This is a genomic window from Pantoea sp. SS70, from assembly GCF_029866845.1.
GTDB classification, from domain to species: domain Bacteria; phylum Pseudomonadota; class Gammaproteobacteria; order Enterobacterales; family Enterobacteriaceae; genus Pantoea; species Pantoea leporis.
This window is the reverse complement of sequence record NZ_CP117200.1, coordinates 764,548-779,368: the sequence shown is the minus strand read 5'-3', so window position 1 is coordinate 779,368 and position 14,821 is coordinate 764,548. Positions and strand designations below refer to the sequence as shown.

The 14,821-nt window shown below is 55.8% G+C and carries 15 protein-coding genes; 13 read left to right on the top strand and 2 right to left on the bottom strand.

The features are described from left to right. Positions 1–32 precede the first annotated feature (32 nt). From PO881_RS23140 to PO881_RS23130, 3 genes are all read left to right on the top strand, one after another. Complete coding sequence (locus tag PO881_RS23140; protein WP_280173117.1) at positions 33–275, top strand: hypothetical protein; 243 nt, start codon at positions 33–35, stop codon at positions 273–275. Continuing rightward, positions 272–1,195 carry a substrate-binding domain-containing protein gene (locus PO881_RS23135; protein WP_280173116.1) on the top strand — a complete coding sequence of 308 codons (924 nt, stop codon included), beginning with the start codon at positions 272–274 and terminating at the stop codon, positions 1,193–1,195. The genes PO881_RS23140 and PO881_RS23135 overlap by 4 nt, the downstream gene beginning before the upstream one ends. Before the next feature lie 138 nt (positions 1,196–1,333). Beyond that, complete coding sequence (locus PO881_RS23130; RefSeq protein ID WP_280173115.1) at positions 1,334–2,149, top strand: creatininase family protein; 816 nt, start codon at positions 1,334–1,336, stop codon at positions 2,147–2,149. 47 nt (positions 2,150–2,196) lie between these two features. On the opposite strand, the gene PO881_RS23125 is transcribed toward PO881_RS23130, so the two are convergent. Next, the gene (locus PO881_RS23125) at positions 2,197–3,096 is read right to left on the bottom strand and encodes a LysR family transcriptional regulator (RefSeq protein ID WP_101761485.1); all 900 of its coding nucleotides are present in this window, start codon (positions 3,094–3,096) and stop codon (positions 2,197–2,199) included. A 105-nt stretch (positions 3,097–3,201) separates the two neighbouring features. On the opposite strand from PO881_RS23125, the gene PO881_RS23120 reads away from it, so the two are divergent. The 10 genes from PO881_RS23120 to PO881_RS23075 all read left to right on the top strand — a co-directional run bounded on the left by PO881_RS23120 (position 3,202) and on the right by PO881_RS23075 (position 13,482). After that, positions 3,202–4,212 carry a BMP family protein gene (locus PO881_RS23120; protein ID WP_280173114.1) on the top strand — a complete coding sequence of 337 codons (1,011 nt, stop codon included), beginning with the start codon at positions 3,202–3,204 and terminating at the stop codon, positions 4,210–4,212. A gap of 5 nt (positions 4,213–4,217) precedes the next feature. Then, positions 4,218–5,771: an ABC transporter ATP-binding protein gene (locus PO881_RS23115; RefSeq protein WP_280173113.1), complete on the top strand. Its 1,554-nt coding sequence runs from the start codon at positions 4,218–4,220 to the stop codon at positions 5,769–5,771. Next, positions 5,755–6,870, top strand: a complete 1,116-nt coding sequence (locus tag PO881_RS23110) for an ABC transporter permease (RefSeq protein ID WP_280173112.1) — start codon at positions 5,755–5,757, stop codon at positions 6,868–6,870. Before PO881_RS23115 ends, PO881_RS23110 begins: the two co-directional genes overlap by 17 nt. After that, positions 6,867–7,805: an ABC transporter permease gene (locus PO881_RS23105; protein ID WP_280173111.1), complete on the top strand. Its 939-nt coding sequence runs from the start codon at positions 6,867–6,869 to the stop codon at positions 7,803–7,805. Before PO881_RS23110 ends, PO881_RS23105 begins: the two co-directional genes overlap by 4 nt. A 3-nt stretch (positions 7,806–7,808) precedes the next feature. Then, positions 7,809–8,231, top strand: coding sequence for a cupin domain-containing protein (locus tag PO881_RS23100; RefSeq protein ID WP_280173110.1), 423 nt, complete (start codon positions 7,809–7,811; stop codon positions 8,229–8,231). A gap of 1 nt (position 8,232) precedes the next feature. After that, a complete protein-coding gene (locus PO881_RS23095) occupies positions 8,233–9,006 on the top strand; it encodes an isochorismatase family cysteine hydrolase (RefSeq protein ID WP_192412961.1) in 774 nt (257 codons plus the stop codon). Then, a complete protein-coding gene (locus tag PO881_RS23090) occupies positions 9,003–10,388 on the top strand; it encodes an amidohydrolase (RefSeq protein ID WP_280173109.1) in 1,386 nt (461 codons plus the stop codon). Before PO881_RS23095 ends, PO881_RS23090 begins: the two co-directional genes overlap by 4 nt. Positions 10,389–10,541: 153 nt before the next feature. Beyond that, positions 10,542–10,991, top strand: a complete 450-nt coding sequence (locus PO881_RS23085; protein ID WP_280173108.1) for a helix-turn-helix transcriptional regulator — start codon at positions 10,542–10,544, stop codon at positions 10,989–10,991. A 9-nt stretch (positions 10,992–11,000) separates the two neighbouring features. Beyond that, on the top strand, positions 11,001–12,281 hold the full coding sequence (locus PO881_RS23080) for a HipA domain-containing protein (protein ID WP_277974964.1): 1,281 nt from the start codon (positions 11,001–11,003) through the stop codon (positions 12,279–12,281). A 97-nt stretch (positions 12,282–12,378) separates the two neighbouring features. Further along, entirely contained in the window at positions 12,379–13,482 is a 1,104-nt protein-coding gene (locus PO881_RS23075) for an NADH:flavin oxidoreductase/NADH oxidase (RefSeq protein ID WP_280173107.1), read from the top strand. A gap of 54 nt (positions 13,483–13,536) precedes the next feature. On the opposite strand, the gene PO881_RS23070 is transcribed toward PO881_RS23075, so the two are convergent. Beyond that, on the bottom strand, positions 13,537–14,754 hold the full coding sequence (locus PO881_RS23070) for an aromatic amino acid transporter (RefSeq protein WP_277974963.1): 1,218 nt from the start codon (positions 14,752–14,754) through the stop codon (positions 13,537–13,539). Positions 14,755–14,821: the final 67 nt, after the last annotated feature.

Below are 14,821 nucleotides of genomic sequence, written 5' to 3'. Positions count from 1 at the left end.
AAAGCGATTCCTCAGGTAAGCAAGAGGCGACTTTGAAAAACTTTGCACCCGGTTGCATTTTTGTAATGCACTCGGGTGCAAATCGTGATGATTTTGTGATCGTGGTGATGAAATCGCTTTTTGCTGCGTTGACTATTTTTCAACCGTGCCAGAGAGTGAATGCAGCACATCGCGTTGTCCGTCTGAACATGATGTCAATCAGCGGGACTCATCCCGTTGATTTTGCACCCGGATGCAAAATAATTGAAACCTCCCCTACAGAGATAAAAAAATGAAATTATTCAAAGTACTAATGCTTATCTGCGGTTTGCTCAGTGTGTTCACTGCCCAGGCGAAAACCTACATGGTTGGCGTCGCTCTGGCTAATCTCGATCTCAATTTTGTTTCCATCTTACGAAGCCAGATGGAAAAGCAGCTTAAAGATAAAGGGCTTAACAGCCAATTTGCCGATGCCAAAGGCGATGTATCTCTGCAAATCCAGCAGGTGGATGATTTCATCAATCAGGGCGCAGACGCGATCATCATCAACCCGGTGGATACTCAAGGCGTAATGCCGGTGATCGCCGCCGCGCAAAAAGCCAATATCCCGCTGATCTTCGTGAACCGTAAACCCGAAGTGAAACTGACCGGCAAAATGGCTTACGTCGGTTCAGATTCGGCGTTAAGCGGCAAGATGGAGATCGAAGCCTTAGCCAAACGTCTTGATAACAAAGGAAATATCGCCATTCTGATGGGCGCCCTCTCCACCGAAGAAGCACGTCAGCGCACCAAAGCGGTTGAAGATTATGTGAAGGATCATCCCGGCCTGAAAGTGATCCAGAAACAGAGCGCCAACTGGCAGCGCAACGAAGCGGTCGATAAAACCCTGTCATGGTTGCAGGATGGTAATGACATCAATGCCATTATTGCGAACAACGATGAAATGGCGATCGGGGCGATTATGGCGCTCGATCAGTTGAAGAAAAGCAATGTGTTAGTCGCCGGCATCGACGGTACGCCGGATGGTTTGCAATTTATTAAGAACGGCAAAATGGCGGTGACGATCTTCCAGGATGCGAAAGGCCAGGCGACCGGTGCAGTCGATGTGGCTTACGACATGCTGAGCGGTAAAAAGACCGAAGCCTACAACTGGGTGCCATACCAGACGGTGACCACAGAAAATTATCAGGAATTCACCAGTAAAAATCAGAAGTAACGCCGCTCTTGTTGGGTCGCCGATCATTCATGGCGACCTGCTTATGACCATTGCCTTTAAAGCAACGCTAAGTGCGAATTTTGTTGCTTCCATTGCACTATTAACCCGCTATGTTGGGGTTAAAAAATGGAGGTCAACATGCTCAAACCGTCTTCGCCCTGGTGGTGGGATCTCTCAACCCGGGAATTCAGTGAACTTGATATGGCGAATATCGTCGCCGTGCTGCCGATTGGCGCAGTTGAACAACATGGCCCGCATCTGCCGGTGCGTGTGGATGCGGCGATCAACGCCGGCATTATTCAACGCGCGGTGGAATTATTGCCCGACGATCTTCCTTTGCTGGTGCTGCCCGCGCTGCCGATGGGTAAATCGGATGAACATCTTGCCTATCCCGGCACCCTTTCGCTGCCGTATGACGTGTTAGGCAAAGTGTGGTTCGAAGTCGCAAAAAGCGCCTGGCGCGCCGGAATTCGCAAGCTGATTTTCTGGAACTCGCACGGCGGACAGCCGCAGCTGATGGAGATCGTCTGTCGCCAGCTGCGCATCGAACTGGGCATGTTTGCCGTCAGCGCCAGCTGGTTCCGTACCATTGATGCATCGGATCTCTACAGCGCGCATGAACTTAATCACGGCATTCACGGCGGTGAATCAGAAACCAGCATGATGCTGCATTTGCACCCTGAACTGGTGCAGATGCAGCACGCCGCTCATTTCGTTTCCACTTCGGTGGCGCTTGAAGCGACCGGCGGTATTTTAACGCCGGAAGGCGGCATTGGTTTTGGCTGGATGGCGCAGGATCTGCATCTGTCTGGTGCTACCGGCAACGCCGCAGCGGCGGATGCTGAGCGCGGTGCGATTGCCACCGATAGTGCTGCACATGCGCTGCTGAAGCTGGCACGCGAAGTGAACGATTTCGATATTCATTTCCTGACCGATCGCACCGCATTCTCGTAGGGTCGCCATGTAAGGTGACCAAGTGCGCATTAATGCGCACCCTACGATTAACGCAATTCCGACATCATCCCTTTAATGGTTTCGGCGAACACGCTACCAATCGCGCTGGTACCGCGATCGTGGCCGATCAACATCAGCGTTTGCGTGTGCTGCGCCAGTTCGCGCACCGGAATATAGATTAACCGGCCGCTGCGTTGGTCAGATTCAATGTCAATCGGCGTGAGAAACGTGAGAGTTTGATCCATCATCGCCGACTGGCGCATTACCTCGATCGAATTGGTTTCAATAACTGGCTGCATATTGATCGAGGCACGCGCGAACACTTCATTTAGGTAAGGCCGAATCACCATCGATTTGTCGGCAATCACCACCGGATAAGGCAAGCAATCACTCAAACGCAAACTGGATTTCTCCGCCAGCGGGTGCCCCGCGCCCACCACCGCGCCCAATCGCACCGGCACGCTGGCAATATTGCGATGCACCGGCTGCAAGTCGAAATCAAATCCAATCCCCAAATCGGCCTCGCCACTTGCCACCGCGTTAGTGATGTTCTCGCCGGTGGTGAGTTGTTGCAGCAGCAATTTCACCCGCGGATTGGCGCGGCGAAACTCCGCTGCCACGCGCGGAATCAGGTTCGCCGCTAATCCACTCATCATCGCCACCGTCACTTCGCCGCGCCGCAGTCCTTTCAGCTCTTCGATTTTCATCTGCGCGATTTCAATCTCTTTAAAGCTCTGCCGCACATGATGAATCAGCGCTTCACCGGCGGCGGTAAGGATCATTTTGCGCGGCAAACGCTGAAACAGCGGCGTGCCAAGCTCCTCTTCCAGCGCAATCAGCTGGCGGTTAATCGCCGACGCGGAGATGTGTAGCCGTTCAGCCGCTTTGCGAATTGAACCGCTGCGCGCCACCTGATCGATATACACAAACAAACGATGTTGCAGCATATTCCCCCTGCGTTGCCTTTTAGGCATCGGTAAGTACTAAAAATGATGCTTTTAAGATAATGCTCTTCCGGTGATTAATACATCAAAACCACACCAGGAGAACACATGATGGCAGACGTATCCCGCAGAAAGTTTGCGAAGTTAGTGGCTGGCGCACTGTTGTTACCCGCGCTGGCACCGATGTTGTCGCGCAAAGCGATGGCGGCGAATAACACCATAAAAATCGCCCTGCTGTTGCCCGGCTCGGTTGCCGATGGCGGCTGGAGTTCGCTGGCGTATGCCGGATTGCAGAGCCTGCAAAAAGCCGGTTTCAGCGTGGCGCACAGCGAAAGCGTGTCGCAGGCGCAGATGGATCAAACCATACGTGGCTACGCCGATGACGGTTACACGCTGATCATTGGCCACAGCTTTGAATACGGCTCGGCGTTTGCCGAAATCGCGCCGGAATATCCTGATACCTACTTCTTCGCGTCCACCTTCAAGCCAGGCGAAAAATCACCGGACAACGTGGAATACGTCAACCTCGCCTATCTGCAAGGCGCCTATGCCGCCGGTGCGCTGGCGGCGCTGATTTCCGAAAAAGGCAAAGCGGTTGGTTTTGTCGGCGGCGGAGATAATCCCACGCAGCAGGCAATGATGCGCGCCTTTATTCAGGCTGCTGAGAAAACCCGTCCGGGCATCAAAGGCATGGGCATGGTGACCGGCGATTACGACAACGCCGCCAAAGGCCGTGAAGCTGCCACCACCATGATTGGCAACGGCGCGGATGTGATTTGGCATGCCGCAGACGTCACCGGCCTCGGCGCGATGCAAGGCGCGGCAGCGGCGAAAGTCAAAGCTATCGGCTGCTATGTCGATCAGCGTGATGTCGCGCCCGATTATGTTGCCTGCAGCTTCCGCCAGAACCTCGACTGGATGGTGGAACAGGTTGGCGAGTCGGTGGCGAATAAAACCTTTAAAGGCGGCGACGAATGGCATCCCACCGTTGGCAAAGCCTGGTCGGTGGTCAATGGCAGCGAACATTACAACGCCAAACTGGTGAGTGCCAGCGCATGGGCTAGCTTCCAGCAGATCTGGCAGCAGCTTGATAGCGGCGCGCTGAAGCCAGTGGTTTAACCATCATGACAGCAATAGCAAATATCCGCGTCGCGCTGAAAAACATCACCAAACGCTTTGCGCGCGTGGTGGCCAATGATGACGTGTCGCTCAGCATTAAAGCCGGCGAAATCCACGCGCTGCTAGGGGAAAACGGCGCGGGAAAAAGCACGCTGATGCAAATCCTTTACGGCCTGTATCAGGCCGATGAAGGCAGCATTGAGGTGGATGGCCAGGCGCAGCGTTTTCGCGATCCCAGCGATGCTATCGCCTGCGGCATTGGCATGGTGCATCAGGAATTCATGCTGGTGCAGCCGATGAGCGTGGTGGAAAACGTGGTGCTGGGATTGAAAGAAGGCGCTAGCGGCGTACTTGATCTGCGCGCGGCGGCGGCGCGTTTGCAGGCGCTGTCGGATAAACACGGGCTGGCGATCGATCCCTGGGCGAAAGTGCAGCATTTGCCGATTGGCGTGCAGCAACGTGTGGAGATCCTCAAGCTGTTGTACCGTGATGCGCAGGTGCTGATTCTCGACGAACCGACGGCGGTGCTGACGCCGCAGGAGAAAGCCGGCCTCTTCGCTACCCTGAAATCACTGTGCGCAGAAGGCCGTTCGGTAGTGATTGTCACTCACAAACTGTATGAAATCATGGCGATTGCCCATCACGTTTCGGTGATGCGCGGCGGCAAAATGGTGGATTCGGTGGATATTAAAGACACCTCGGAGCGCGATCTGGCACGCCGCATGGTTGGGCGCGATGTGGTGCTGCGCGTAGAAAAAACGCCGTGCCAGCCGGGCAAAACCGTGTTGCAGGTGGATAGCATTGCGGTGCGTGATGCCAGCGGCCAGCAGAAAATCTGGCGCGTGTCGCTCAACGTCGCCGCTGGCGAAATCCTCGGCATTGCCGGTGTGGAAGGCAACGGTCAATCGGAGCTGGCGGAAGCGCTCCTTAACCTGCGTGAACTGGAAGCAGGCCGCATTCTGCTGAATGGCGAAGACATCAGCGACGATTCCCCCGCTACGCGCCGCCATAAAGGCATCAGTTTTATTCCGGCGGATCGGCGTGGCGTCGGTTCGGTGACCGATTTATCGATTACTGATAACGCCATGCTTGGCCGCCAGCGCACCTTTACCCGCGCGGGCGGCTGGCTGCTGGACCGCCAGCGCATTAGCCAGCATGCGCGCGACATCATCGCCCGCTTTGCGGTACGCACGCCGGATGCCGATTTCGAAGCCGGAAAACTCTCCGGCGGTAACCTGCAAAAGTTGATTCTCGGGCGCGAAGTCGCCAGCAATCCCTGCTTATTAGTGGTTGAACAGCCTACGCGCGGGCTGGATGTCGGCGCGATTGAGAGCGTGTGGCAAGGTTTGATGGCGGCGCGCGATCGCGGCTGCGCCATTCTGATGATCTCCGCCGAGCTGGAGGAGATCATCAATCTCTCCGATCGCATCGCGGTGATGTACAGCGGCCAGATTGCCGGAGAAATGGACGCCGCCGACGCCACGCCAGAACGCCTCGGCGAACTGATGGCGGGCGCGCACCTGAAAAAAACCGGAGGCAACCATGAAGAAGCTGCTTGAGCGACGTCTGGCGCCCGCCGAATCCAGCGGCGCACTGATGTTAACCAGTTTTTGCGGCATCCTTGCCGCTTTCATCATTGCCGGCTTGCTGTTTATCCCGTTTGGTGGCAATCCGCTCTCGGCTTATGGCTTCCTGTTTGATGCCGCTTTTGGCTCGCTGCGCAGCTTCGGTCTCAGCCTGGTGCAATCCACGCCGCTGATGCTGATCGCGCTGGCAACCATCGTGGTGTGGCGCGCCGGGCTCGGTTATATCGGCTTCGAAGGCTGTTTTCTGCTAGGTGCCACGGCGGCCAGCTGGATCGCGCTGTCGGGTACGCCGCAGGGCTTTCCGTGGGCGATTCCCGCGCTGCTCTATTGGCCGATGGTGCTGATTACCGCCTTCCTCGCGGGTGCGCTTTGGGCCGGTTGGGTTGGTGCGTTACGGGTGAAATTTGGCGGCAACGATGTGCTGATTTCGCTGATGGCCAACTATGTGGCGCTGTTCATGGTGCAGTATCTGGTTTCCGGCCCAATGCGCGCGCCGGGCGATCTGCCGCAGACGCCACGTTTGCCGGTGGAGAGCTGGCTGCCGTTTGTGATGAACGGCATGCGCGCACATTGGGGCATCGCCATCGCGCTAGTCGCCACGCTGTTTGTCTTCTGGCTGATGCGTGCTACGCCCGCCGGTTTCGAAATCAAAATCGCCGGGCTGAATCCGCGCGCGGCGCGCTACGGCGGCGTGGATGTCAATCGCCGCCAAATGGGCGCGGTGCTGCTCGGCGGCGGATTGGCGGCACTGGCGGGATTGTGCGCGGTATTAGGCGTGCAACATCGCCTGATGGAAGGCATTTCCGGCGGCGTCGGCTTTATCGGCGTGGTGGTGGCTTTGCTGGCACGCCTCAATCCGCTGCTGGTGATCCCAACCGCCATTCTCTACGGCGGGCTGGAAGTGGGCGGTAGCGCCATGCAGCGTCAAACTGGCTTGCCCACATCGGTGGTGCTGATTCTGCAAAGTCTGGTGGTGCTACTGATTCTGGCGGGCGATCTGATGCGCTATTACCGCATCAACCTGCCCGGCGGGCGTAAATCGCGCAGCCATCTGGCGGAGGAACACTCATGAATCTGTGGATGAATCTCGATACCGCCTTTTTCGTCAGCTGGCTAGCCGCCGCAGTGCGCCTTGCCGGTCCGGTATTACTGGCGGCGCTCGGTGAAATCTATGCCGAACGCTCCGGCGTACTGAATATCGGTATTGAAGGCACTATTCTGCTGGGCGCGCTTTCCAGCTACATGACGGCGGTTGAGAGCGGATCGACCGCGCTGGGCTTTATCGCCGGTGGCGTCGGCGGACTGCTGGTTGGCTGCGTGCTGGCGGCGCTCTACCTGCGCGCCCATGCCAGCCAGATTGTGGTGGGCATCGTCTTCAATATATTGGCAGCGGGATTAGCCACCTGGATTTACGCGCTGGTGATGGGCAATGCATCCTCGCCTACCATCCCAATGCTCGAACCCTGGCATGTGCCGCTGCTCTCTTCGCTGCCGTTTATTGGCCCGATTCTGTTCCAGCAGCCGCTGCCGCTCTATCTCACTTTGCTACTGGCGGTGCTGGCGCACTTTGGTCTGTTTCACACCCGCTTTGGCCTGTCGCTGCGTGCGGTGGGCGAAAACCCGCGCGCGGCACATGCCGCCGGGCTCAACGTGTTGAAGATTCGCACGTGGGGCGTGCTGTTCTCCTGCGTGGGCGCCGGATTGGCGGGCAGCTATCTGGTCACGGCGCAGATCGGCCTGTTCCGCGACAACATCGTCAGTGGACAAGGTTTTATCGCGCTGGCGATTGTCATCTTTGGACGCTGGAGCCCGCTTAAAGCGCTGGTCGCCGCTTTTATCTTTGGCGCTGCAGATGCCCTGCAACTCTCGCTACAGCTGTTTGAAAACATGCTGCCGCCGCAGGTGCTGCTGGCGCTGCCTTACTTGCTCACCATTCTGGCGATGTCCGGCGTGGTGGGACGCACATTGCAACCCGGCTCATTAACGCAGCCTTATCGAAAGGAATAATTTATGAAATCGTTTCGTTTCAACAATCTTGCGGATGTTAAGGCGTTCCGTATCAGTGCGGACAGCAGCAACTATTTCGCCATCTTGTTCGACAAGCCGTTAGACGGCATTGAGAACATTTTCGTGTTGGAGATTTTCAACGTCGGCGGTGCTACGCCACCGAATGAACACGCCACCGCGCACGAGTTCTTTTATGTACTACACGGCGAAGGCGTGGCGCGCTGTAACGATGATGAACTTGAGATAAGGAAAGGCGATTCCCTGCTGCTGCATCCGGGCAACGATCACGCCATTCGTAATACCGGCAACAGCAAACTCTATACGCTGACGGTGATGACGCCGAATGAAGGCTTCTCTGAACTGATTCGTAGCGGTGACCCTGTCACGCTCGATGCAGAAGATATTCGCGTATTAACGGGAGCCTGATATGCCGGAGAACGTTTTAGGCAGCAGCCGACACAATCAATGGCGCGTTTCAGCGCAAGTGGTTGATACGCGGCGTCCAGCGCAGGCGTCGCGCAGCGTGCAGCTTACATCGCGTGAACGTTCAGTGATTTTTGATCTGCAGCGCACGGCTATCCTGGTGATTGATATGCAGAACGATTTCTGTCATGCCGAAGGCTGGCTCGGGCATATCGGCGTCGATGTCACGCCCGCGCGCGCGCCAATTGCGCCGCTGCAAGCCTTGCTGCCGACGCTGCGCGCTGCACAGGTGCCGGTGATTTGGCTCAACTGGGGCAATCGCGCTGATAAACTCAATCTCAGCCCCGCGCTGCTGCACGTCTATAACCCGAATGGTGATGGCGTGGGATTAGGCGATCCGCTGCCGGTTTCCGGCGCGCCGGTGTTGCAGGCCGGCAGTTGGGCGGCGGAAGTGGTGGACGAACTGACGCCGGATGCCAATGACATTCGCGTCAACAAATACCGCATGTCCGGATTTCAGGACAGCGAACTCGACAGCATTCTACGCAATCTCAACGTCACCACGCTGCTGTTTGCCGGTGTTAATGTCGATCAGTGCGTGCTTTGCACCTTACAGGATGCCAACTTTCGCGGTTACGACTGCCTGCTGCTGGAAGATTGCAGCGCCACCACCTCGCCGGCTTATTGCCGCGATGCCACGCTGTATAACGTTCAGCAATGCTTTGGTTTTGTGGTTAATGCCGCTGAATTACAGCAGCAACTGGAGAACGCCTCATGAGTTATCTGCTGGCTGACGGCTGGATGATCACTATGAATCCGCAACGCGAGATTCTGGAACAGGCCAGTTTGCTGATTGAAGATAAGACCATTCGCGCCATCGGCACGCGCGACGCTTTGCAGCAGCGCTATCCTGAAGCGGAAATTATCGACTGCCGCGAACGCATTATTATGCCGGGCATGGTGAACACGCATACGCATCTGTTTCAGACGCTGCTGAAAGGTCTCGGCGATGACATGGTGCTGAAAAAGTGGTTCACCTGCATGACCGGACCCAGCGCCGTGGCGTTGACAGAAGAAGATGTTTACGCCGCCGCGCTGCACGGCTGCATGGAATCACTGCGTTCGGGCGTCACGTCGCTGGTCGATTTTATGTACGCGCATCCGCGCCCAGGATTAACCGACAAAGTGATCGAGGCCTTTGAAGTCAGCGGCATTCGCGGTCATGTGTGTCGCGGTTTTCTCACCAGCGGCGCTGAGCACGGCATTCCTGCTGAACTGATCGAAACGCCTGAACAGGCGCTGGCCGATGCGCGCGCGGTGATCGATCGTTATCACCAGGTCGATGGCCGGGTAAAAGTCGGTCTGGCACCAAGCATGATTTGGGCGCTGGATGAGAAAGTGCTGCGCGGCACGCGCCAGCTGGCGGATGAAACCGGCGTGCTGATCACTACGCATGTGGCGGAAACCGATTTTGAGATCGAGCAGGCGAAGCTGCGTTTTCAGGCCAGCGATACCGAATTCCTCAGCGATATCGGCTTTCTTGGCCCGGATGTGCTGGCGGTGCATTGCGTGCAGTGCAATTCGCGCGACATCCGCGCACTCAAACACCATGACACGCGCGTGTCGCACAATCCCTGCAGCAATCTCTACCTCGCTTCCGGCGTGCCGCCTATTCCCGAGATGCTGGCTGCCGGCCTAACCGTTGGTTTGGGTTCAGACGGCCCCGCCAGTAGCAACAATCACAATCTTTTTCAGGCGATGAAAGTGGCGGCGCTGCTGCAAAAAGGCGTGCACCGCGATCCCACCATTATGACGGCGGAAAAAGTGCTGGAGATGGCCACTATCGACGGTGCGCGGGCAATTGGACTTGAACATCTGGTGGGTTCGCTGGAAGTCGGCAAACGCGCCGATGTGGTGATCGTTGATACTTCGCATCCGGCGATGACGCCAATCCATCATCCGGTTTCATCGTTGGTCTACTCGGCGCTCGGCCACGAGGTCAGCGATGTGTTTGTTGATGGCGCTTATCTGCTGCGGAATGGTGAGTTTACCCAGCTCAATCAAAAAGAGGTGATGGCGCGTTCGCAACGTGCAGCGCATTCACTGGCGGTGCGCACCGGCAATGATAAAGTGCGCGGCTGGCGATCGGCGGCGTTTTAAATTGAAGTGCTAATATTTTATCTTTTAGGTTCATTAAGTGATAATTTATTAGCACTTTTTCGTTTTTATTTTAATCATTAAAAATGGAATGCAGATCGACAAAGTGCTAATATTTTATCCATTAACCCCATTTAAAGATAAAATAGTGACACAATGGCACAGCGAACTTCTCTGCTTCTTCCTCAAACGAGCGAAATGCTTGCCGCTTTTGCAGAGCGATTAAAACTCGCTCGTAAAAGAAGAAAACTGACGGCTAAACAGGTGGCGGAACGCGCGGGAATGACCCCGATGACGTTGCGTTCGCTTGAAGCGGGTAGCGCGGGTGTGACTATCGGAGCCTATCTGGCTGTGATGCAGGTGTTAGGACTCGAACAGGATCTCAATCTGCTGGCTGCTGAGGATACTTTGGGTCGCCAACTGCAGGATGCACGTCTTACCTCAACGACTAAATTATTTGCAGCTAAATCAGCGTATAAGGTTGATGAGGGTGAGAACAGCACGCAGGTAGCTGAGGCTAATGAGCGCGGAGTTGAGCAAAAAAACGCTCAGACAGTCACCTCTGCCGGCCTCGCCTCACTGCTAATTTCAGGGAAGAAAAAATAGGACCCGACAATGACCATGATTAGCGTCTACGCCGACTGGAACGGACTCAAGCAACCAAAACGTCTCGGTTATCTGCATATTCGCCGCAGCCGGGCGCGTGAATCTTTTGAATTTCAATATGATCCGCAAGCGCTAAGCGATCCCGATTTGATGTTGATCCAGTTAGATCCCGGCATCCACTTATTCGAAGGGCCACAATATCCTGCCAACAATCGTGCTGGATTTGGTGTGTTTGGCGATTCCAGCCCCGACAGATGGGGACGCTTATTGATGGAGCGTCGTCTGGAACGCGATATCCGTGGCGGATTATTGCCTTCCGGCACGCGCATGTTTGAATCCGATTTTTTACTGGGGGTTCATGACCTGTATCGCGTGGGTGCTTTACGTTACCGGCTGGAGGATCAGGGGGAATTTCTTGATAACAGATTGGAAATTGCGACTCCCCCATTTACTGAAATCGCAGCACTTGAACGTGCAAGCCGCGCGCTGGAAAGCGATCCGGATAACCGTGCTGCTCAGGGACATGAATGGCTCAGGATGTTGATCGCTCCAGGCGGTTCTCTGGGTGGCGCACGGCCCAAAGCCAGTGTAGTTGATGAGGAAGGTCAGCTATTTATCGCCAAGTTCCCCAGCATCCGCGATGAATATGATGTGGGTGGATGGGAAATGGTCGTCAATGCTCTCGCTACGGCTTGTGAACTTGACGTTGCCGCTGCGATGGCGAAAAAATTTGCCAGCGATTATCACTGTTTCATGGTGCGCCGTTTCGATCGCACGCCCGAAGGAAAGCGTCTGCACTTTGCCTCCGCGATGACCATGACTGGCCATATTGATGGCGAAGATGCGTCCACCGGAGTGAGTTATCTCGAACTGGCAGAAGTATTGATTCGTCATGGCTCCCAAACCAATGCTGATTTACGCGAGCTGTGGTCGCGGATAGTCTTTAATATGCTGGTTTCTAACAGCGATGATCATCTGCGTAATCATGGATTTATTCTGGTTCCAGACAAGGGCTGGCGGTTATCTGCCGCCTTCGATCTCAATCCAGTGCCCTATGCTGATGGCCTAAAATTAAATGTGACGGCAGCTGATAATGCGCTTGATCTCGATTTGGCGCGGGAAGTTGCGCCCTATTTCCGGCTGAAGGCACGTGAAGCCGAAACTATCATTGAAAAATTCAGCAGCATTGTTGCGCAATGGCGCATAGTCGCCAGACATTTGGGGTTATCACAACGTGAGCAGGAAAAAATGTCTGATGCGTTTCGACTTGCGGCGGCACATTCCGCTTAACTTACTTTTTGCTACAACATTCAAACTCATAGCCCTCTGCAAAATGCGCTTTTCGCCCTAAGCTTAAAGCCATTCAGCCACTGAAGATGAGGTTTCAATGAGTTTACTGTTTAGTACGACGCAACTGGGTAAGTTAACGCTCGATAATCGCATCGTCATCGCGCCGATGTGCCAATACTCTGCGGAGGATGGCAAAGCCAGCGCCTGGCACCGCATTCATCTCGGGCAACTGGCACTTTCCGGCGCCGGTTTGCTGATCATTGAGGCGACAGCAGTGGAAGCCGCCGGACGTATTTCTCCGGGTGATTTAGGCTTGTGGGATGATGCAACGGAAGCGGCTTTAGCCAGCGTTCTGCAAGATATCCGTCACTACTCTGATATTCCCATTGGTATTCAACTCGGTCACGCCGGACGTAAAGCGTCCTGCGCCGCGCCGTGGCTGGGCGGCAATCAGCTGTCGCTGGAGCAAGGCGGCTGGCAAACCGTTGCACCATCCGCGCAAGCCTTTAATCCTGAAGATCGCGCACCGGTTGTGCTAAGTAAACAGGATCTTGAGCTCCTGAAACTGGCCTTCGTTGACAGCGCGCAGCGTGCGGCGAAACTCGGTATCCAGTTGATTGAACTGCATGCTGCGCACGGCTATTTGCTGCATCAGTTCCTGTCGCCACTGAGTAACCAGCGTGAGGATGAGTACGGCGGCTCGCTGGAGAATCGTCTGCGTTTCCCGCTGGAAGTGTTCCATGCGGTGCGCAGCGCCGTGCCAGATTCAGTGGCGGTAGGTGTGCGCCTCTCGGCAACGGATTGGGTTGACGGTGGCTGGGATGTTGAGCAGTCGATTGTCTTCAGCAAGCAACTCGAAGCGGCGGGCAGCGATTATGTGCACGTCTCCAGCGGCGGCTTGTCACCGCAGCAGAAAATCACGGTTGGTCCCGGTTATCAATTGCCTTTTGCACGCGACATCCGCAAACAGGTAAAGATTCCGGTGATTGGCGTAGGCTTGATTACGGAACCCAAGCAGGCAGAACAAGCATTACAGGTAGGTGACGCAGATTTGATCGCGCTGGCGCGCGCAGTACTTTACGACCCGCGCTGGCCGTGGCATGCCGCCGCTGAATTGGGTGCGCAGGCCAAAGCGCCACCGCAGTATCTGCGCTCCGAGCCGCACGGCCTGAAAGGCACGTTGGTAGCCAACAAAGAGTAATTGTTTTAATCAGGTAGCGGTTGAAAGTCGAGTCGCCATTTCTGGCGACTCATCTCATCCACCAAATTCCGGTAACACCCCAAACCAGCTCAACAGCCAGGCCAATATATTCATCGCGCCAAACACCAACAGAAAAGCTACCGCCAGCGAACAGCGTTGCTGAGATTTCCATGCCAGCAGCGCGGGGATGATCACCGCCCACAAGGTAGCAAACAGTCCGGCAAAACCAATCGCGGCGACAAAGCCATTCGGCCACCAAATCGAGGCAAGTAACGGCGGCAGGAAAGTCAGGCTGGCGGTTTTCAGGCGTGCGACAGATGAATTCCCGAATCCCAGACGATCGGCGATGAAATCAAACAGACCGGCGGTGACGCCAAGGAATGAGGCAATCACGGCGAAATGCGAGAAGATCGACATCATCAGCGCCAGCGCATTGACGTGCAGATGCGCACGCAGCGCCGCCATCAGCGCAGCGATATCGCCGCCCTGCTTCACAATCTCAGGAAACGCGGCGCGCGGTAGATTTCCCATGGTGCTGGTTAGCCAAAACAGATACAGCGCCAGCGACAGCAGCGTTCCCAACACCAAAGCCCGCGTGATGTTCTGCTTATTGCCGCCGTAATAGCTCACCAGACCGGTGATGTTGCCGTGGTAACCAAACGAAGCGAGACAAAACGGCAGCACGCCGAGTGCATAAGGCCAGTAACGTTCACCGGCAGCGGGTCCGCTCAGTAACGACGGCACGTTCACCTGCGTCAGAAGGCCGCCAAACAGCACGATCAACAGCAGAATTTTCGCCAGCACGCAGAAGGTCATCAAGCGACTGACGCCCGTCGTACCGAGCCAAACGACGACGGCGACGCACAGCGTCAGCAACACCTTGGCTTCTGCAGTTGAGATGGGTAATCCCAACTGACTGATTGAGTGCTGATAGACCGGGCCGCTGGCTGAAATGTAGGCGTATGTCAGGATGCCAAGGACGAATAAGATGCTGAGGCCGTTCAGCGCCGCCCAGCCGCGTCCAAGCAAATCTTTGGTTAAAGTGTCGTATCCAGCGCCCGGCGGATACGTGAGGCTGACGCGCATAAACAACAAGCCGGACAGCAACATGCCGCCCCAGCTGATCAGCAGTAACATCATCGCCCAGCCAAACCACGCGCCCGCCATCACCACCGGCAGCGTAAACATCCCTGCGCCCACCACGGTGCCGCAAATAATCATCGCGCCCCACCATACGGAAGGCTGGCGGCGGGACAATGTCATCTCCGTCATCACTTATTCCCTACAAAGCATCTTAAAGGCGGCGATGATACACGGGAAAACGCTGAGAAGAGAGTGT

Excerpts from the sequence above, each read along its gene's own strand:
- PO881_RS23110 (WP_280173112.1), top strand. The coding sequence starts at position 5,755 with ATGAAGAAGCTGCTTGAGCGACGTCTGGCGCCCGCCGAATCCAGCGGC.
- PO881_RS23080 (WP_277974964.1), top strand. The coding sequence starts at position 11,001 with ATGACCATGATTAGCGTCTACGCCGACTGGAACGGACTCAAGCAACCA.
- PO881_RS23120 (WP_280173114.1), top strand. The coding sequence starts at position 3,202 with ATGATGGCAGACGTATCCCGCAGAAAGTTTGCGAAGTTAGTGGCTGGC.
- PO881_RS23090 (WP_280173109.1), top strand. The coding sequence starts at position 9,003 with ATGAGTTATCTGCTGGCTGACGGCTGGATGATCACTATGAATCCGCAA.
- PO881_RS23125 (WP_101761485.1), bottom strand. The coding sequence starts at position 3,096 with ATGCTGCAACATCGTTTGTTTGTGTATATCGATCAGGTGGCGCGCAGC.
- PO881_RS23095 (WP_192412961.1), top strand. The coding sequence starts at position 8,233 with ATGCCGGAGAACGTTTTAGGCAGCAGCCGACACAATCAATGGCGCGTT.
- PO881_RS23070 (WP_277974963.1), bottom strand. The coding sequence starts at position 14,754 with ATGACGGAGATGACATTGTCCCGCCGCCAGCCTTCCGTATGGTGGGGC.
- PO881_RS23075 (WP_280173107.1), top strand. The coding sequence starts at position 12,379 with ATGAGTTTACTGTTTAGTACGACGCAACTGGGTAAGTTAACGCTCGAT.
- PO881_RS23115 (WP_280173113.1), top strand. The coding sequence starts at position 4,218 with ATGACAGCAATAGCAAATATCCGCGTCGCGCTGAAAAACATCACCAAA.
- PO881_RS23130 (WP_280173115.1), top strand. The coding sequence starts at position 1,334 with ATGCTCAAACCGTCTTCGCCCTGGTGGTGGGATCTCTCAACCCGGGAA.
- PO881_RS23135 (WP_280173116.1), top strand. The coding sequence starts at position 272 with ATGAAATTATTCAAAGTACTAATGCTTATCTGCGGTTTGCTCAGTGTG.
- PO881_RS23100 (WP_280173110.1), top strand. The coding sequence starts at position 7,809 with ATGAAATCGTTTCGTTTCAACAATCTTGCGGATGTTAAGGCGTTCCGT.
- PO881_RS23105 (WP_280173111.1), top strand. The coding sequence starts at position 6,867 with ATGAATCTGTGGATGAATCTCGATACCGCCTTTTTCGTCAGCTGGCTA.
- PO881_RS23085 (WP_280173108.1), top strand. The coding sequence starts at position 10,542 with ATGGCACAGCGAACTTCTCTGCTTCTTCCTCAAACGAGCGAAATGCTT.